This is a genomic window from Vibrio sp. NH-7 (assembly GCF_053643215.1).
The window spans coordinates 844828-862836 of the sequence record NZ_CM132188.1 but is presented as its reverse complement, the minus strand read 5'-3'; the positions used below and the strand labels follow the sequence as shown (position 1 = coordinate 862836).

The 18009-nt window shown below is 46.8% G+C and carries 15 protein-coding genes; 5 read left to right on the top strand and 10 right to left on the bottom strand.

Annotated features, from left to right (window positions below):
* Nucleotides 1–24: 24 nt before the first annotated feature.
* The 3 genes from ylqF to ACUALS_RS18075 form a co-directional block, all read right to left on the bottom strand.
* Entirely contained in the window at nucleotides 25–960 is a 936-nt protein-coding gene (gene ylqF / locus ACUALS_RS18085; protein WP_334473896.1) for a ribosome biogenesis GTPase YlqF, read from the bottom strand.
* Between the two features lie 67 nt (nucleotides 961–1027).
* Nucleotides 1028–3517 carry an EAL domain-containing protein gene (locus tag ACUALS_RS18080; protein ID WP_454449296.1) on the bottom strand — a complete coding sequence of 830 codons (2490 nt, stop codon included), beginning with the start codon at nucleotides 3515–3517 and terminating at the stop codon, nucleotides 1028–1030.
* Nucleotides 3514–4632 (bottom strand): substrate-binding domain-containing protein, encoded by a 1119-nt coding sequence (locus ACUALS_RS18075; protein WP_454449295.1) that lies wholly within the window; start codon nucleotides 4630–4632, stop codon nucleotides 3514–3516. The genes ACUALS_RS18080 and ACUALS_RS18075 overlap by 4 nt, the downstream gene beginning before the upstream one ends.
* 85 nt (nucleotides 4633–4717) lie before the next feature.
* Here ACUALS_RS18075 and ACUALS_RS18070 point away from each other — a divergent pair, with 85 nt between their 5' ends.
* The 3 genes from ACUALS_RS18070 (at nucleotide 4718) to ACUALS_RS18060 (ending at nucleotide 8424) form a co-directional block, all read left to right on the top strand.
* Nucleotides 4718–5803, top strand: coding sequence for a substrate-binding domain-containing protein (locus ACUALS_RS18070; RefSeq protein ID WP_454449294.1), 1086 nt, complete (start codon nucleotides 4718–4720; stop codon nucleotides 5801–5803).
* Between the two features lie 178 nt (nucleotides 5804–5981).
* Nucleotides 5982–7535, top strand: a complete 1554-nt coding sequence (locus tag ACUALS_RS18065) for a methyl-accepting chemotaxis protein (RefSeq protein WP_039480418.1) — start codon at nucleotides 5982–5984, stop codon at nucleotides 7533–7535.
* A 67-nt stretch (nucleotides 7536–7602) separates the two neighbouring features.
* Nucleotides 7603–8424, top strand: coding sequence for a LysR family transcriptional regulator (locus ACUALS_RS18060; RefSeq protein ID WP_039480422.1), 822 nt, complete (start codon nucleotides 7603–7605; stop codon nucleotides 8422–8424).
* A 35-nt stretch (nucleotides 8425–8459) separates the two neighbouring features.
* Here the strand turns inward: ACUALS_RS18060 and ACUALS_RS18055 are convergent, their stop codons facing one another.
* The 4 genes from ACUALS_RS18055 to tal all read right to left on the bottom strand — a co-directional run bounded on the left by ACUALS_RS18055 (nucleotide 8460) and on the right by tal (nucleotide 13186).
* Entirely contained in the window at nucleotides 8460–9491 is a 1032-nt protein-coding gene (locus tag ACUALS_RS18055) for an HlyD family secretion protein (RefSeq protein WP_038217305.1), read from the bottom strand.
* A gap of 3 nt (nucleotides 9492–9494) precedes the next feature.
* A complete protein-coding gene (locus ACUALS_RS18050) occupies nucleotides 9495–10001 on the bottom strand; it encodes a hypothetical protein (RefSeq protein ID WP_005471228.1) in 507 nt (168 codons plus the stop codon).
* A gap of 160 nt (nucleotides 10002–10161) precedes the next feature.
* The gene (gene tkt, locus ACUALS_RS18045; protein ID WP_454449293.1) at nucleotides 10162–12153 is read right to left on the bottom strand and encodes a transketolase; all 1992 of its coding nucleotides are present in this window, start codon (nucleotides 12151–12153) and stop codon (nucleotides 10162–10164) included.
* An 82-nt stretch (nucleotides 12154–12235) separates the two neighbouring features.
* A complete protein-coding gene (gene tal / locus ACUALS_RS18040; RefSeq protein WP_038137037.1) occupies nucleotides 12236–13186 on the bottom strand; it encodes a transaldolase in 951 nt (316 codons plus the stop codon).
* Between the two features lie 437 nt (nucleotides 13187–13623).
* On the opposite strand from tal, the gene ACUALS_RS18035 reads away from it, so the two are divergent.
* Nucleotides 13624–14604 (top strand): sugar-binding transcriptional regulator, encoded by a 981-nt coding sequence (locus ACUALS_RS18035; protein ID WP_038187140.1) that lies wholly within the window; start codon nucleotides 13624–13626, stop codon nucleotides 14602–14604.
* 139 nt (nucleotides 14605–14743) lie between these two features.
* The gene (locus tag ACUALS_RS18030) at nucleotides 14744–16036 is read left to right on the top strand and encodes a glycoside hydrolase family 18 protein (protein ID WP_454449292.1); all 1293 of its coding nucleotides are present in this window, start codon (nucleotides 14744–14746) and stop codon (nucleotides 16034–16036) included.
* A 37-nt stretch (nucleotides 16037–16073) separates the two neighbouring features.
* Here ACUALS_RS18030 and ACUALS_RS18025 read toward each other — a convergent pair whose 3' ends face one another.
* From ACUALS_RS18025 to moeB, 3 genes are read right to left on the bottom strand one after another with little or no spacing between them, the layout of a single operon-like run.
* On the bottom strand, nucleotides 16074–16901 hold the full coding sequence (locus tag ACUALS_RS18025; protein WP_454449291.1) for a sulfurtransferase: 828 nt from the start codon (nucleotides 16899–16901) through the stop codon (nucleotides 16074–16076).
* A gap of 16 nt (nucleotides 16902–16917) precedes the next feature.
* Complete coding sequence (locus tag ACUALS_RS18020) at nucleotides 16918–17223, bottom strand: hypothetical protein (RefSeq protein ID WP_454449290.1); 306 nt, start codon at nucleotides 17221–17223, stop codon at nucleotides 16918–16920.
* A gap of 36 nt (nucleotides 17224–17259) precedes the next feature.
* Nucleotides 17260–18009: a molybdopterin-synthase adenylyltransferase MoeB gene (moeB, locus tag ACUALS_RS18015; protein ID WP_454449289.1), complete on the bottom strand. Its 750-nt coding sequence runs from the start codon at nucleotides 18007–18009 to the stop codon at nucleotides 17260–17262.

The following is an 18009-nucleotide window of genomic DNA, read 5'->3' as shown; positions in this document are numbered from 1 at the left end:
GTTGTGCTGCCCTGTTTAAGTCTTCTAGCGCTTGTTTCTGAGGTAGCGTTTGCGACGTTCCTCTTTCTTCTTCGCTTTTTCTTCGGCTTTGCGTGCTGCTTCAATCTCAACTTCAATCAGCTCTTGAGTGATCATTTCTGGTCGCTCTAGCGTGATCTGTCCGAGCGTCCCGCTTCTTAACTCATGAAGGAGAATCTCAGAGCACTTGTGAAGATCCACTCGACCTCCGGCGCGCAGTGCACCCCGTTTGCGACCAATCTCTTCCATTAGCTCAATATCTGACTCAGGTAAGTCTTCAATTTGATAGCGCTCTTGTAATCGTTCAGGGTAAGCCTGGGCCAGATATTCGACTGTGTAAAAAGCAACTTCGTCATATTCCATGGCAGTGTCTTTCACTGCGCCAGTCGCGGCCAAACGAAAACCGCTGTGTGGGTTTTCGACTTTTGGCCACAAAATACCCGGGGTATCGGATAAAACGATGCCGTTTTGCAAGTTAATACGTTGTTGACGTCTAGTCACCGCAGGTTGGTTGCCCGTGACCGCGATGGTTCGACCTGCAAGGGCATTAATGATGGTGGACTTGCCCACATTTGGGATCCCCATAATCATGGTGCGAATGTTTTTACCAATCTCTTCGCGGTGGGGAGCAAGCTTACGAACAAGCTCCATGATTTTATTCACTTCGGCTTGCTGTGACGTAGTGATCGCGATCGCTTTTACATTGTGTTCTTTCTCAAAATGATCAATCCAAAGCTGTGTTAGCTCTGGATCGGCAAGGTCTCGCTTGTTCAGCACTTTGACAACAGGTTTATCACCTTTGAGCTCGGCGATCATCGGGTTTTCACTACTAAAAGGAATGCGAGCGTCGAGTACTTCAATAATGACGTCTATTTGAGGAATCGCTTCTGCAATCTCTTTTTGAGCCTTATGCATATGGCCCGGAAACCATTGAATGGACATGGATGTAACCTTGGTATTCTTAATTTGGCTCAATTGTAAGGGTTATAGTGCTAGAGTAAAGCGCAACTTAGCCTCCAATGCGTTTGGGTCTCTCGCTCGGAGGCGTCGATTCCGACTCAAGAAATGCCAACCATTTGTCTACGGCGAGTGGTTTCGAGAAATAGAACCCTTGTGCAAGATCGCAACCAATACCTCGTAGGGTATTCGCGTGTTCACGTGTTTCCACGCCTTCAGCCACCACAGCTAAATCTAACACTTGTGCGAGTTTCATGACCGCGCAGGTGATTTCGAGATCGACATTCGAATGGCTAATGTCCTTGATAAAACTTCGATCCAGTTTGAGGCAGTCGGCGGACAAGTTTTTTAGAACAGACAGTGATGAGTACCCAGTACCAAAGTCATCAATGGCTATTTTGAATCCCTTTTGGTGGAGTTTATTTATCGTGTCGGCACAGGTATCCACGTCTCGCATCATATCGCGCTCGGTAATTTCGAGCATAAAGTCGCTCGCTGAGCCGCCTGTCTCGTCGAGTATTGCCTGAAGCTGATCCGCAAGGTCTGACATGTAAAACATCCTGGCTGAGAAATTGATGGAAACGAGCATCTCAGGCAAAGAAACATGATGAGTTTTCCAGTTGGCAAGCAAACTTGCCACTTTGCGAAACACCCATTTATCGATCTCAATGATAAGGTCTGACTTTTCGGCGACTTCAAGAAAGCTCACCGGAGGCAAAAGGCCAAGTGATGGATGTTGCCAGCGGACTAAGGCTTCGGCACCAACGGTGGCTCCGGTATCGAGATTAATCTTCGGTTGGAAGTGTACGACCAGTTCATCATTCTTAATCGCGCGATGTAAACCGATATTCGTATCGATGAGGTCATTCACCTCTAGGGTCATTTCATCGGTGTAAATGCGGAACTGGTCTCGACCGTTTCGTTTCGCGCAGTACATGGCGGTATCCGCGTTTCTAACCAGTGTTTCACCATTGTGACCATGTGTTGGATACTCACAGATACCAATACTTGCAGAGACAAATATGGTTCGCTCCTCGATGTGATAAGGCATACGCAACGCGAGATTAAGTTTGTGAGCAATGGTTTTGCCTTGATTCAGGTCGGCGTTGTCGATAACGATCATAAATTCATCGCCACCCATACGTGCGACAAAGCCGTGACCCTCAACTTGCTCTCTGAGAATATCGGCGATCTTCACCAACAAATTGTCGCCGGCAGCATGACCCAAGGAATCATTTACGGTTTTAAACTCATCGATATCGAGGTAGAGCAAAAGGAACTTCTGCCCGCTTTGCTCAGAATCTTCAATTTGTTCAGCCAGTTTTTTGGTCGCGAGTAGACGATTGGCCAAATGGGTAAGTGGATCATGGTGCGCGAGAAAGTCGAAGTTCTTTTTTTCTTCGTTGAGATCGCTATAGGCTTCGGCGAGACGCGACGCCATGTTGTTATAGGCGTTTTCTATGTGGCTCCATTCATCACTGCGTCCAAGGTCGATCGGGTTATCTTCGCCTTCGGTAACCAAGTGGTCAAAGCCTTTTTTCAAATCTTCGAGCGGTTTTCTGATGTGGCGATTCACAACGAGGTTAACCAGTAAAACCGAGAAAAGAAACGCCGAGATACTGATGACAATGGCATTGAAGCGAGACTCTTCCATTTCCTGTTCTAGTTGATTGGTTAACGCTAGGGCTTGATTTTGCACTCTTGACTCGGTGCGCTCGACGGCTTGCAGCAACTCAGTTTGTGCTTTAATCAAGGCTTCCATTACCACCCAACGTTGCTCAAGGTTGGCTTTGATTCGTCGCAACGCCGAATTATAGCGTTTAACTGTTTTGGAGATTGCTGCTTTTTCCTCGATGACAGTGGGGCTGTCAGAGTCAACATTTTCAAGGTGGAGTAAGAAAATATCGAGCTCTTTCTCGACTTCAATAATGAGGACTTTTTCGGTCTCCGGTGTTATTCGACTATGAATATCACTGATCATTTTGCCAACGGTCAGGAAGGATTCTCTGAGCATATTGACCAGATCAAGTCCGTTGTTATAGCGCTTAAAATCGGCCGAACCCATGCTTTGGAGCTTGCTGCTCGCAATTGCCAATTCAAGCGAATCCAATTGCTGGGCGAGCTTAGTGTCGATCTTATCTGTTTGCTTTAAGATACGGTTAAGGGCAAGGGAACTGCCTAAAAACCGATGGAAGTTGTCGATAAAGGCATCAATGCTTAATGAAAACTCCTGATTGGTCGATAGGTCTCGAAGTCGTTGCAGCTGAAAATCAATGTTAAACGCCTCTTCAGACAGAGTAGTTTCACTGAAGAGAAAGGTTTGTTCCAACAGTTTTACCCGAGAGGTGAGCTCGAATACGTGACGACTGATCTCGGAGTTAACAATCAACTGTGATACGTGAGTAGAGGTTTCCTTTTTGAGTGTTGACTCAACAAAGTAGAGGGAGCGAATCACCACAAAAACCGCAATGCTCACTACTAACAAAGAGAGCATGCTAGAGATGATCAGTCGTTGGGTGATGCTGATATGTTTAAACATCATTCAGGCTTCCAAATCTTCAAGTAGGCCTCTCGGTAACCATTGTCAGGGTCATATACGCCTCTTCCACGTGCGCTAATCAGGGCGGAGACGTTGTCTGGAGTAACAAGGTGGACGGGGGCGGAATAACCACTTGGCGGCAAATTACTGAACGCTCGATTGATCTCGTCGATGATCTGCCACCCTTGGAGATAAAGCGGTTCGGGTACGGTTGCCAACTGAAATTTATCGTTGTCTATGCGCTTGTAAGCGGCTTTGCTGCCATCTCCCGCAGAAATATTGCTAGGAACGTTTGGGTATTTTTGCTGGTACGACTCCAATGAAGGAATCGCATAATCTATATAAAGATCGTTAATCGCTAATATGTGGGTGATGCGTTGCCCATATTGGCTCCACAGCGAGTCCATAGTACTGGGCATTTGTTCGGCGATTTTATCGAGATGAAGAGGTTTGACTTCAAGTAGTTCACAGCGTTTGCAACGTTTGATGGTCTCTGCCATCGCGTCTGACTTGAGAGTCGCGATTTTGTAGTTGGGATCAGTGAAAATAAGCGCGTTCGCTTTGCCATCGGAATCGACAATCGCTAATAGTGCTGCAATCTCAGCAACATCGTAAGGGTCAGTCGTTATGTTTGTGTACAAGCCATTTTCAGCACTGATACCCGCGGCTTCAGTTGCGTGCCATCCAATGATGACGATGCCTTTGCTCTGAGCGAGTAAAAGAACATCTTTGTGCCTGCTTGCATCAATCCCACCAAGGACAATCGCATCTGGCTCGAATCCAATCGCTTTGCGAATCGCTGCGCCTTGGCGAACCTCCGACCCTAATCCATCAATAAATCTTAAATGCCAATCGAGGTGAGAGTTAGCTTCAGACATGCCTCTAGCGACACCATAAACGCCACCATTACGCAAATCTGAGGCGACGAATATGACATTTTTATCGTAAACCGCTCTTGGTCCCTCTATTGGACCGTCCCAAATAGCGCTGTCCGAAATGGCTTTCTCTACTTGGGTTCGTGCGTACGTAAGAAACGAGTCTTCTTCGAACGAGTCAAACTCTTGAGCGAAGACAACCACAGGTAGACACATTAGCAAGCGCGATAAATAGTTAATCATCAAAATTATAATTGGCAATTTGTATTATATTTGTCGTGTATATTTATAATAATGTTATTACACAATCAAACAATTGGTAACATTCATGATAATAAACCGACAAAAGTGGCGAGTGAATGGTGTTTTTTCCCTTCTAAGCGCAGCTACTGTACTGTTCGTACCGAACGTGCAATCCGCGGATGATGAGGTAAGACGCAGTTTCCAAACGACGGTAAGTGCCGATCCCGTTGAGCTAAGCACGCCAGTAAAAGAAGCGGTTAGAATTGCGGTCATTTACCCTAGTGCTGACATTTCCGATTTTTGGGTAAAAAACTATACCGCATTAACTAAACGGCTCTTTGCTCTTAATGTTCCTTTTCATATTGATGAGTTTTCATCAAAGCAAATCGAGCATTCTCTTCAAACCGAGTACACCAAACAAGTACTCAACGCCGAGAAACCTTATGAATTTGTTATTTTTGGTCCCTCCGAACTGGCGTTGCAAGCAGACAACATCCAAGCCTTATCGAAGTCTGACAGGTTTAAAACCTTTATATGGGCATTTCATACGCCCGTTGCTAAATGGAAGTATCAGCCGGATGCTTGGTTCGATTTCTCCAGCGAAATGGGTGCGGAAGTGCTGTGTGACCATGTAATTAACCACCTTGGGACGGACGTTGAATTTGCAGCGAACCGAGGCATACCGGGGATTACTGATACTCAACGCTCTCAGGGCTTTATCGACTGTGTCACTGAAAAAGGTGAGTGGCTCACCGCCTACGAGCATTTTGGTCAGTACCAGAAACTCGGAGGAGCCGATGGAGTAAGGCTTGTCCTTGACAACTTCCCTGAAGTATCGGTGATTCATAATGCAAATACCGCAATGACAATGGGCGCGATCGACGCGCTACGCGAAGCCAATCGCTTAGATGATATCTATGTGACTGGATGGGGAGGGACTGCGAAAGAAATCGAAAAGATTCGTACCGGAGAGTTAGATGCTACCCCAATGCGAATGAGCGATGATCTTGGCGTCGCGACAGCAGAAGCGATTAAGGCTCATCTAGAAGGGCGGGCAAACCAAGTGCCCCTGATTTATTTGGGTCGGATTACGGTGGTGCATAACGAAATGGCTGAGCGAGAGTTGAACATGCTCACCCGTGAAGCATTTCGCTATTCTGGCGCTCAATAGCGTCGCTCAACTTTTTGATTGTAATGTGCGCAAGGGAACGAGCGTAGCTAGCGCGAGGAATCAAATTTTAGTCACTTAACACGCTTAAGTGCTTAAACTGTGATATTCATATTTTGTCATATATTAAAAAATGTTTATATTCCCGTGCTACAAATAATTACAACTAAAGTTGAGAAAAATGAGCGCTGCCCAAGAACGTGAAACATCATTGAGAGACGATGAACAACTCGTTTCTACTACCGACACAAAAGGCGTGATTACCTACAGTAATGACGCCTTTTGCCGTATTGCTGAATATCATCGCGACGAACTCATTGGCCAAAACCATAACATTGTTCGACATGCCGATATGCCCAAAGCAGCATTCGCTGATATGTGGGCAAACCTAAAACAAGGCAAAGCGTGGCGAGGCATTGTAAAGAATCGTACCAAGTCGGGTGGGTATTATTGGGTCGATGCCTATGTAACGCCAATTTATGACAACGGTACAATCAGCGGTTACCAATCCGTGCGCGTTAAACCTAAGCCTGAATGGGTTCGTATTGCCTCTGCTGCGTATCAAGGCTTACTCAACGCAGAGAAAAATGGCCGCACTTGGTCACTAAAAATTTCAGACTCGGTGAGATACGCGGTGCTACTAGGCTCATTGCTTGCACCGTTAGCCTCTAATGCGTTGGAACTAGAAGGCGCTATGCAGTGGTTAGCTGGGTTATTGCCAGCTTCAGTACTTGCGTTACTGTTTAGACAAGAGCTCATTGACACGCCAAGAGAGCTTAAAAAGCTCCAAAATAAGTTTGATAGCGTCAGTCGTTTAGTTTATTCGGGGAATACACCTTTTTCGGTTGCAGATTTCCACTTAAAAATGATGTCTGCGCGCATCCGCACCGTGCTAGGGCGCATGACTGATTCTGTAAAACCGTTGCAATCACTCTCCGAAAACCTCAACTCCACTGCGGTTGAAGTATCACAAGCATTAGACCAGCAAACCACCAACATTCGCCAAGTTCGGATTGCGACCGAAGAAGTCGAAGTGGCGGCCAATGATGTATCCAATAGTACCTCCGAAGCGCACCAACTTATTGGAATTACGCTAGAGAACTGCACAAAAGCAAAAGCCAGCATCGAACAGACGCATCACAATTTGGAAAACCTAGGTGTTCAAGCTGAAAAAGCGACCGCAACGACCTACGAACTTAGTGAACAAGCGCAAAAAGTCAGCGACATGATGGAAGAAATTGGTGGCATCGCGGCACAAACTAATTTGCTCGCACTTAATGCGGCGATTGAAGCGGCTCGCGCGGGTGAGCAAGGTCGAGGATTTGCGGTGGTTGCTGATGAAGTTCGAGCGCTTTCTGGAAGAACCTCGAATGCGACGGTACAAATCAAAGAGAGTATTGACGTCATGCTGAGTACCATTGGCGCTTGGCAACAGGAAATCATTGCCAACCAAGAGCAGACAATGGAATGTGGGCATGCTGCGCAAACCAGTTCCAAACAGCTGTTAGAGGTAGAGAGCATGATGCAGTCAATGGGGCAGCTAATGAACAGCGTTGAACAAGCCGCCCAATCGCAACGCAAACTCTCTTCAGAAGTGAGTGCACATATCCAATCCATTGCTGCGACGGCTGAGCAAAACTTGGCAGCGACGTACTCAGTGAATGAGCATTCAAAAGCGCTCAATCTTCAAGTGCAAGAGTTCCATTTGCTCGCGAAGCGTTTCGAAGAGAAGTAAACGGTTGGCAGGCTCCCTCTAATTGGTTAATTTGGAGGGAGTTTTACCTTAAAGAGCGCAAATACGAATGCACGATCTTAACGCTTTGCATGTGTTGGTTACTCTACTTAACACACGCTCCACCCAGCGTGCGGCTAAAAAGCTTGGCCGTTCGCAATCCTACGTTTCTAAGGTGTTAGCCCAACTAAGGGAAGAGCTCGATGATCCTCTGTTTGTTCGGGACTCTTCAGGGCTTATGCCTACCGACTACGCATTATCAATTGAACCAAGAATCAAAAACGCCCTTGAGCAGCTTGATCTTGCATTGACTCCTGAAGAGTTCGACCCGAGTAAGTTGAGCAGAGTAACACTGCACATTGTTGAGCCTTACTTAGTCGAAATAGGCAAGGATTTAATTCAGGCGATCCGCGCTCAAACCAACGCTGTTATTGAGCTGCGTCAGTGGAGCGAGCATAGCGAATCACAAATTCTTGATGATCAGGTCGATCTGGGTTTACATGTGCTTAATGATAAGCCGCAAAGTTTCTATCAAAAGAAAATCCACTCGGGAAGTGGCATCTTTGAGGGCAATCAAGAGGGCGAGTACGTCAAATTTATCATTTCTGGTATCAATGAGCATCATGACCACTTTAAGGCGCTCGACCCTAATCTGGAAGCGAGTATCGTGGTCGACAGTGTCCATCTAATCAACCAATTGATGGACGATTGCTTCACGCTACGTTACGAGCCTTACTACGATGACAAGAATTTATCACCACTCAATTTGGATATGGCTTTGATATGCAAAGCGTCGTTAAGATCTGCGCCAAAACAACAGTGGTTGATGGATTTGATCATCCCCATTGTTGATACTCACGTTGCCGCACGGAAAAAGACAAGAAACCAATAAGCACCCCGAAAGGTGCTTATTGAAATTGACGCTTCCTACAATGCTGATAGGTAGGACTTGTATGCTTTTAAGCGCACGGTTGCGGCACCAATGATATCCATAAAGCCGAGCGCTTCATGCGGTTTTTTCGCCGACACCCATCCAGAGCCGGTCGCACCAATAGGCACGTTGTAGCCAGCAGGTTCTTCAAATTCAATCACAATCGTACGGCCGTGACTTCCTGCATTATTGCCGACATGTTGACGTACATGCTGTGAGCCATTAACCACTGACACTCTTGCTTCCCCCGTGCCTGCAGTCAAGCTGTGCACACGGCCGCGGAAGATTTCCCCCGGATAGGCATCGACGTAGAACTCAGCAAACTGACCAACTTCGATATTGCGGTAGGTTTGGTCGGCAATGCGCATTTCAACGAACTTCTTATTGGTGTTGTAAAGGTGCATGTTACCTAAGCGCGTGCCTTCGACGATGTTAGCGATAGAGACTTGCCCATCAAAAGGCGCTCGAATTTCACGACGTTCGTTCTGCCAATTCGCCGTTGCCATTTGCGCTTCGACACTTAGGATTTGAGCATTCACCGCAGCGATCTTTGCCTCAGTCGATTCGATGCGTGTTCTCAAGTCGTCTCGTTGTGACTCTTGTGCGAAATCGTTGAGCTTAGTTAGACGGTCGAGTTGCTTTTTGTCATTGTTGACTTGGTGCGTCAGCGCGAGAATCTCAGCTTGCGCTGCGTCTTTTTGTGCCTTTAACCCTTCGAGCTGCGCTGCGGTGTCTTCAGTTCTAAGCGTGTATATCAGATCGCCTTCTTTGACCATTTGGTTGTGCTCAACAAATACTTGTTCGACTTCTTGGCCAACCAGCGGGCTGAGTACCGCATGGGGCGCTTTAACGGTGGTACTATCAGTTAAATCAGCAGGTGACCAAAAGCGATGAGCGGTAAACAGTGAAAATGCGATTAGGCCGCCTATACCAACGATGATGACAGCGTTCTTTAGTGTCCAACGAACAACGCCAGTTTTTACAAGCAACCAGCAGATAAATACATACGGTAACATGATCTCTTTCATGACTTATTCCTCTGTTGCTTTGTTTGATTGGCGACCGTTGCGGATTATGTTCGACAGTTCGGCGGCGAGTACATCCCAACGAGCGAATGCAATGATGATGGCGAGTACCCACCATGTTTTATCAATAAACAAGCCACATAGAGAAAGTGCGAATACGATTTGAGTGTGCGCACTCGACATTTTTGCAGCGCGATGGACCGCGACTTCATGCAATTGCCACATCAAATAAACCACGTAGACGAGAATGGCGACGGTGACAAAAAATATGAACCCCATAAACACTTCTGAATCGAGCAACGTCAGAATCGCGGGGTAGCCGTTGGAAAAGTACTCTTCTGGCAACTCTTTACCATGAATCGTGCCCAGTTTTGATAACAGTACAGAGGCACTCAAAAGAATGGCAATGGCGCCGATGAGCTTGATTGAATAGGAGAAAACGGTTTTGGCTATCCTTGTCAGTTTACTATCTATTCCATTAGAGCGTAGGGTCTTAGAAGGTGTGGATGACATAGTTTCGCCTTATTTATTGCTATGCCATGAGAATAAAGGATGAGCGGTGTAATTTTGGAATAATCGAAATTCCAGAGTGCAGATTATGGTTTGTGCCAAGAAACAAAAAGCCCCACTCGCGTGGAGTGGGGCTTTACAAGCTATATGAGCTTTGAAGCGATTAAGCGAGAAGCTCTTTCGCTGTGTTCACTACGTTTTCAGTAGTGAAACCGAACATCTTGAACAGTTCACCAGCAGGAGCAGATTCACCGAACGTTGTCATACCGATGATCTTGCCGCTGAAGCCAACGTACTTGTACCAGAAGTCAGCGATACCTGCTTCGATAGCGATACGCGCCGTTACGTCTGATGGCAGTACTGCTTCACGGTAAGCCGCATCTTGCTTGTCGAATGCATCTGTTGATGGCATTGAAACAACGCGTACTTGTTTACCTTCCGCTGTTAGCTGTGCTGCTGCTTCTACCGCTAGCTCAACTTCTGAGCCTGTCGCGATAAGGATAAGCTCTGGCTTGCCTGCACAATCTTTTAGGATGTAAGCACCTTTAGCGATGTTTGCTAGTTGCTCTGCATCACGCTCTTGCTGTGCAAGGTTTTGACGAGAGAAGATTAGAGACGTTGGGCCGTCTTTACGCTCAATAGCCAGTTTCCAAGCGACTGCAGACTCTACTTGGTCACATGGGCGCCATGTGCTCATGTTTGGTGTTAGACGTAGCGATGCCATTTGCTCTACTGGTTGGTGAGTTGGACCATCTTCGCCTAGACCGATAGAGTCGTGTGTGTACACTTGGATGTTCTGAACTTTCATCAGAGCAGCCATGCGCATTGCGTTACGTGCGTACTCCATGAACATTAGGAAAGTTGCACCGTATGGTACAAAACCACCGTGCAGAGCGATACCGTTCATGATTGCTGTCATACCGAATTCACGTACACCGTAATGGATGTAGTTACCCGATGCATCTTCAGCAGAAACAGACTTAGAGCCAGACCACATGGTTAGGTTAGATGGCGCAAGGTCAGCAGAGCCGCCTAGGAATTCTGGTAGCATAGCACCGAATGCTTCTAGCGCGTTTTGAGATGCTTTACGTGATGCGATGTTTGCAGGATTTGCTTGAAGGTCAGCAATGATTGCGCTTGCTTTCTCTTCCCACTGCGCTGGTAGTTCACCGTTTACGCGGCGTTTGAACTCTGCTGCAAGCTCTGGATATGCTGCTTCATAAGCTGCAAGTTTCTCGTTCCACGCTGCTTCCTTAGCTGCGCCTGCTTCTTTCGCGTCCCACTGCGCGTAGACATCTTGCGGAATTTCAAAAGGACCGTGCTCCCAACCAAGCTCTTTACGTGTAGCTGCAATTTCTTCAGCGCCTAGTGGTGCACCGTGACAGTCGTGTGAACCAGACTTGTTTGGTGAACCAAAACCGATGATAGTTTTAGTACAGATTAGAGTAGGGCGAGGGTCAGCTTTAGCTGCGATGATCGCTGCGTTGATCGCTTCAGAATCGTGACCGTCTACCGCTGGGATTACATGCCAACCGTATGCTTCAAAACGCTTAGGTGTATCGTCAGAGAACCAGCCTTCAACGTGACCATCGATAGAGATACCGTTGTCATCCCAGAATGCGATTAGTTTGCCAAGACCTAGCGTACCTGCTAGAGAACACGCTTCGTGCGAGATACCTTCCATCAGACAGCCATCACCCATGAATGCATAAGTGAAGTGGTCAACGATGTCGTGACCAGGCTTGTTGAATTGTGCCGCTAGAGTTTTCTCAGCCAGCGCCATACCGACGGCGTTAGTGATACCTTGACCTAGTGGGCCAGTAGTTGTCTCGATACCTGGTGCGTAACCGTATTCTGGGTGACCAGGAGTCTTAGAGTGTAGTTGACGGAAGTTTTTCAGATCGTCGATTGATAGCTCGTAACCAGCAAGGTGTAGCAAAGAGTAAATCAGCATAGAGCCGTGACCGTTTGAAAGCACGAAACGGTCGCGGTCAGCCCACTCTGGGTTTGAAGGGTTGTGGTTTAGGTGAGAGCGCCAAAGAACTTCAGCGATGTCAGCCATACCCATAGGTGCACCAGGGTGACCAGAGTTAGCTTGTTGAACACCGTCCATGCTTAGAGCACGAATTGCATTTGCTAGATGTTTGCGATCCATAATAAATACCGATTAGTAGATTGTTTCTTAGAAAGGATGTTAAGAGGGGAACGCAAACGTTCCCCTTTTTAAATTCTGTTGATTAAAGTTTTGCTTCAATCATTGCTTCAAGTTTGCCTTGGTCAACTGCGAAGTTGCGGATACCTTCTGCAAGCTTCTCAACCGCCATTGGGTCTTGGTTGTGATCCCATAGGAACTCAGCGTGAGTCATTGGTGCTGGACGCTCTGCCGCGCCTTTAGAGTCTACTAGCTTCTCTACGACTTCACCTTCAGCAGCTTCTAGCTCAGCAAGAAGTGCAGGCGCGATAGTTAGACGGTCACAACCAGCTAGCTCTAGGATTTCGCCGATGTTACGGAAGCTTGCACCCATAACGACCGTGTTGTAGCCGTACTCTTTGTAGTAGTTGTAGATCTTAGTTACAGATAGAACACCTGGATCTTCTTGAGCTTCGAAGTCACGGCCTTCTTTCGCCTTGTACCAGTCCATGATACGACCAACGAATGGTGAGATTAGGAACACGCCAGCTTCAGCACAAGCACGAGCCTGAGCGAAAGAGAAGAGTAGAGTAAGGTTACAGTTGATGCCTTCTTTTTCTAGGATTTCTGCTGCGCGGATACCTTCCCAAGTAGAAGCCAGTTTGATCAGGATGCGATCGTTAGTGATGCCCGCATCGTTGTACATTTTCACTAGTTGACGTGCTTTCGCTACGCTGCCTTCCATATCGTAAGATAGACGAGCGTCTACTTCAGTAGAGATACGGCCTGGGATAGTTTTTAGGATTTCTTTACCGATGTTTACCGCTAGCATGTCACAAGTGTCTTGTACTTGTTGCGCTTTATCAGAGCTTTGAGCTTTAGCGTATTCGATTGAAGCATCGATTAGAGGAGCATACTCTGCGATTTGAGCTGCTTTTAGGATCAGAGAAGGGTTAGTTGTTGCATCTTCTGGTTGGTACTTTTTGATTGCGTCAATTTCACCAGTGTCTGCTACTACAGTCGTTAGTTTACGAAGTTGCTCTAATTTGTTGCTCATTCCGATCATCCTATTTCATGGGTCTCATATATAGATGGCTATATATGGAGAGTGCATTTGCAAGCGAGTTAACCAATAGTATTGAACAAAAACCACCAGTTAACTTTAAACTTTTTCGCGTCAGAACAATTGTTGTGAACATTTGCTCTGTGCTTGAGTAAATGATGGGTTCATAATTATCTTAACCACGCAGAAAGTCAATCATCTAAACAGGGTTAAAGTGACATCCATCAACTATTTTTTGCATTCGTTGTTGCGCAAAATCGTGATAAACGTTTGCCCTTTATTTCCAGGGCTTATGCGAGAAATGAGATGCCCATTTTGTGAGCTGAGAATATGTCACGCAGATGAGCAAATGTTGGTATTTTGATTGCTTATGACATATGCTACAGCACTGAGCATATGTCATGTAAAAATTGCGCTTTGGAATCGAATCTATGAGTAAATCTGCCAACGAGTTGACTGACGACAACACAGACCTACTAACGGAAATCTCCGTTGCCTACTATCAAGATGGGGCAACGCAAGAGGAAATATCGAAAAAGTTCTCAGTTTCCCGAGCCAAAGTGGGCCGGATGCTTAAGCAAGCACGCGATGAAGGCATTGTGGAAATCACCGTAAAATACCACCCAGTATTTAGCGCCAAAATTGAACAACGACTTATTGAACGCTTTGGCGTGAGGCGGGCGCTGATTGCTTTAGACCAACCTGTCGAAGATCAACAGCGTCAGCAAGTGGCTGGTTTGGTTTCGAAATACATGGCGAGCTCAATACAAAATGGGGCGGTAGTCACCGTTGGACAAGGAAGAAACGTGTCAGCGGTGGCGCATCATGTTGGGGTTATTCCGCAACGCGATGTCAAGTTTGTTTGCGGGATTGGGGGGATTCACCCAAGAGGCGGTATGTTTAACGCAGACCACATTTGTCGTCAGTTTGCCAAAAGCTATGGAGGGTCATCAGAAACGCTTTATGCTCCGGCTTACGCTGAAAATCGCGAGCAAAAAATGGCATTCATGCAAAATGCGACAGTAAAGCAGACTCTCGACCTTGCGCGAAAGGCTGACGTGGCGCTCGTCGGTATTGGCGATATGAGTGAAAACAGCTACATGGTAGATCTGGGTTGGTTTACTGCTGATGAGGTCGTTCAGTCACGGATGCAACAAGGGGTTGTTGGTGATTTTGCCGGTTATGACTTTTTCGATATTCACGGCCAGTCTGCAAGAACAGTGATGAGTGACCGAGTAATCGGCTTAAGTATTGATGAATTTCGACCGATCTCTGAAGTGATCGCCATCGCAGCGGAAAACAGTAAACCGCTCGCGCTGCTTGGCGCACTTAGAACGGGCGTGATTGATGTCATTGCAACGAGTGTAAGCAACGCATTGACGGTGCTCAACCTTGACGAACAGATGAAGTAGAGTGTAATTCAATACATTGCTCTGCAACTTGTGAAATAGGGATGCTAAAGACATTAAATCACTCGCATCCCTATTTTGTTCAGACGCAAAAATAAATCTTCCTTGATTAATTGGTAATCAGATTAACAAGGAGAATACAATGAAAAAGACAATCGCTGCTGCCGCCTTGGCAAGTGTGATGAGCTTATCAGCTCACGCACAAGATAAAGTTGTCGCGGGCTACTTTGCTGATTGGCAATACAGTAACCCCGATAATCCTTACCAAGTAAAAGATATCCCCGCAGATAACCTTACCCATATCATTTACGCATTTCTGAGTATGTGTGGTCCTCACACTGGCGCGAGTGAAGCGATTCAAAAACAAGTCGAAGAACACTGTAAAGGCAAAGCACCATTTACTGCGATTGTTGTCGATCAGCAGGCCGCTTTAAAAGAAGACTTTGGTGCGGTGTCGGTAGAGGTTGACTACAAGGGCCACTTCGCCCAGCTCGCGCAGTTAAAACAAACTCATCCAGATCTGGTAATTTTGCCATCATTCGGTGGTTGGACAATGTCAGAACCGTTCCATGCCATGGCAAAAGATCCGAAAGCGATCGAACACTTTTCAAAAACTGCGGTTGAGCTTATTGCAAAGTATGACTTTTTTGACGGAATAGACTTGGATTGGGAATACCCTGGCGGCGGTGGTCTTACAACCTCACCGTGGAATCCGGCAACGAAGTTATCTGACGAGCAAAAAGCAAGTGAAAGAGAGGCGTTTAACCATCTTGTCAAAGCTTTGCGTGGTGAGTTAGACAAACTCGAGAGCAAAACCAAGCGCGAATATGAGCTATCAACCGCTGTGGGCGTTGGCGCTAAAGCGCAACAAATTGATTGGAAAACCGCGAGCCCGTATTTGACCAATATGTTTGCCATGACTTACGACTTCCTGGGTGGTTGGGGGCAGCAAACTGGCCACACGACCAATCTTCACGCCACTGAACGCAGTTGGTGGGGAATGGGCGCCGATGTCTTCATCAATCAAATGATTGAGCAGGGCATACCGAGCGAGAAGCTGGTTATAGGCGCGGCTTTCTACGGTAGAGGCTGGCAAGGCACTCAAGCGTACAACGGTGAGTTGCCAAACGGAGAACTTGTTTCAGATAGCGGTGCGCTGTTCGGAACTGGAGAAAACGGCTACTTTATGTTTTGGGATCTGGTGAACAATTATGGTGCGAAGCAGGGCTACCAATACAAATACGATGAGCAAGCGCAAGCGCCGTATCTGTGGAATCCAGAAAAGAAAGTGTTTATTTCATTTGAAGATCAGCGCTCTATCAAGGCCAAAGCGAAGTGGGCAAAAGAGTCTAAGCTAGGCGGTATATTTACTTGGGAGCTGTCTGGAGACCCAAGTGGTACCTTGGTCGAAGTGATGAACAAAGAAATTCAGTAAAAACACAAGCCCCAGCGAAATACTGGGGCTTATTCTTTTATTCGATTGGCAACTCTTCTCTTTGTCCCCATTCAGTCCAAGAACCATCATAAACGCACAAATTTTCATAACCGCACAAGTGCGCCGCCAGTAACACAATTGCTGCTGTCACGCCCGAACCACAACTGAATATGGTGGCTTCTTTATCGTCGCTCAAAGATAAAGAGAGTATTTCTTGCAACTCGTTAACCGGTTTTAGTTTGTGTCCGTCCATCAGTTCGGCAAAAGGTTGGCACACTGAATTTGGAATGTGTCCACCACGAACCCCAGCACGAGGTTCGGGCACTTCTTTGTTGAAGCGCTGCCTTGAGCGAGCGTCGACGGTAAGCGATGCAGGGTTATCGATTTGGTTAAGAACGTAAGTCGAATCGACAAAGTAATTCGGGTTAAGTGTTCCTGTGAAGTTACCGAGTTTATGCGGCTGTTCGTACTGCTGTACGGTGTCGAATCCTTGTTTCTTCCAATCTGTTAGGCCGCCATCAAGGACATAAACATGCTCATGCCCCATCGCTTTGAGCATCCACCATGCTCGAGGCGATGCGAACGTTCCGCTATTGTCATACACCACAATCACTGATTCGTTGTTTAGACCGAGCTCTTGAGCTAAGCCAATAAATCGTTCTTGAGATGGCATCATATGGGGAAGATCGCAGTCGATGTCGCAAAACTCTTTGTCATAATCAAACCTCAGCGTGTTTGGAATGAGGTTCTCGGTGTCTTTTTCGACTTCTCCGGGGATTTGAAAATTGATGCTGGCATCAAGAAGCACCAAGTTAGGATTGTCGAGTTGCTGAACAACCCATTGCGGTGTAACGAGTGGTGACATAGAGATTCCTTTTCTACTATTGCTTGCACTTTATAACGGCGTAGGAAACGACGTTAGAAAAGACGCCCGCTTGTTGTTTCAGCGTAACAGTCGAACCTTCGGGGCAGTCGATTTTTGCGTCAGATTGGACAAGTAGGTTTTGAGCATGTTCCGTTTCCACGTTGAGGTAACGCCGATGCCCATCTAACGATTGAGTGACAGTCTGTGAAATGACAGTTGCTTGAATGGTTTCGCTATTAAATTGGGGCTTTAGCCAGAGCGTGATCACAAGCACCAGCGAACAAAACAATAAGGCGACAAGATAGATTCTCGGGTTATTCATCAATACATTTCCGCCTTATCGTTAGCGAAACCGCGTTTAGTTACATACTGAACAAGTTGGCATTTTCATCAACTTCATTTCACGCCAAGACATAGTCATCGCATCAAGCATTAGTATCTTCCCTTGTTTAGGGGTACCGTAGTTTGCGATGACCTTGATGGCTTCCATTGCTTGCACTGCGCCAACAATGCCAACAACCGGCGCCATGACTCCGGCTTCAACACAGCTTAACGCGCCATCACCAAACAACGCACTGAGACATTCATAACACGGCTGCTCCGCATCTTGATAAGTAAAGACGCTGATTTGACCTTCCATTCGAATGGCTGCGCCGGAAACAAGAGGTACTTTATCCGCGTAGCAAAGTCGGTTGAGTTGGTTGCGTGTGTCGACATTGTCTGAGGCATCGAGCACCAAGGTGTGTTGCTCGATCAGCGTTTTCAGGTCAGTGTCGCTCAGTCGCTTATCAACCGTCGCAACGTTGAGGTGCGGGTTGAGTTCCTTTAGTGCATCGGCCGCGGAGTCAACCTTTTTTCTGCCAATGTCTGAGTCATGGTGAAGTACTTGGCGCTGTAAATTAGACAGCTCTACCACGTCATCATCCACTAGGGTCAATTTGCCAACGCCAGCGGTTGCAAGATATTGGCTCGACGCGCAGCCTAATCCGCCAGCGCCTAACACCAACACAGAGCTTTGTTTGAGCGCCTCTTGCCCTTCAAAATCAAACTGCTTGAGTATGATCTGACGGTTGTATCGCAGCATCTCTTGGTCAGATAAAATCTCCAA

Coding starts and splice junctions, on each gene's coding strand:
- ylqF (WP_334473896.1), bottom strand. CDS start 960: ATGTCCATTCAATGGTTTCCGGGCCATATGCATAAGGCTCAAAAAGAG.
- ACUALS_RS18080 (WP_454449296.1), bottom strand. CDS start 3,517: ATGATGTTTAAACATATCAGCATCACCCAACGACTGATCATCTCTAGC.
- ACUALS_RS18075 (WP_454449295.1), bottom strand. CDS start 4,632: ATGATTAACTATTTATCGCGCTTGCTAATGTGTCTACCTGTGGTTGTC.
- ACUALS_RS18070 (WP_454449294.1), top strand. CDS start 4,718: ATGATAATAAACCGACAAAAGTGGCGAGTGAATGGTGTTTTTTCCCTT.
- ACUALS_RS18065 (WP_039480418.1), top strand. CDS start 5,982: ATGAGCGCTGCCCAAGAACGTGAAACATCATTGAGAGACGATGAACAA.
- ACUALS_RS18060 (WP_039480422.1), top strand. CDS start 7,603: ATGCACGATCTTAACGCTTTGCATGTGTTGGTTACTCTACTTAACACA.
- ACUALS_RS18055 (WP_038217305.1), bottom strand. CDS start 9,491: ATGAAAGAGATCATGTTACCGTATGTATTTATCTGCTGGTTGCTTGTA.
- ACUALS_RS18050 (WP_005471228.1), bottom strand. CDS start 10,001: ATGTCATCCACACCTTCTAAGACCCTACGCTCTAATGGAATAGATAGT.
- tkt (WP_454449293.1), bottom strand. CDS start 12,153: ATGGATCGCAAACATCTAGCAAATGCAATTCGTGCTCTAAGCATGGAC.
- tal (WP_038137037.1), bottom strand. CDS start 13,186: ATGAGCAACAAATTAGAGCAACTTCGTAAACTAACGACTGTAGTAGCA.
- ACUALS_RS18035 (WP_038187140.1), top strand. CDS start 13,624: ATGAGTAAATCTGCCAACGAGTTGACTGACGACAACACAGACCTACTA.
- ACUALS_RS18030 (WP_454449292.1), top strand. CDS start 14,744: ATGAAAAAGACAATCGCTGCTGCCGCCTTGGCAAGTGTGATGAGCTTA.
- ACUALS_RS18025 (WP_454449291.1), bottom strand. CDS start 16,901: ATGTCACCACTCGTTACACCGCAATGGGTTGTTCAGCAACTCGACAAT.
- ACUALS_RS18020 (WP_454449290.1), bottom strand. CDS start 17,223: ATGAATAACCCGAGAATCTATCTTGTCGCCTTATTGTTTTGTTCGCTG.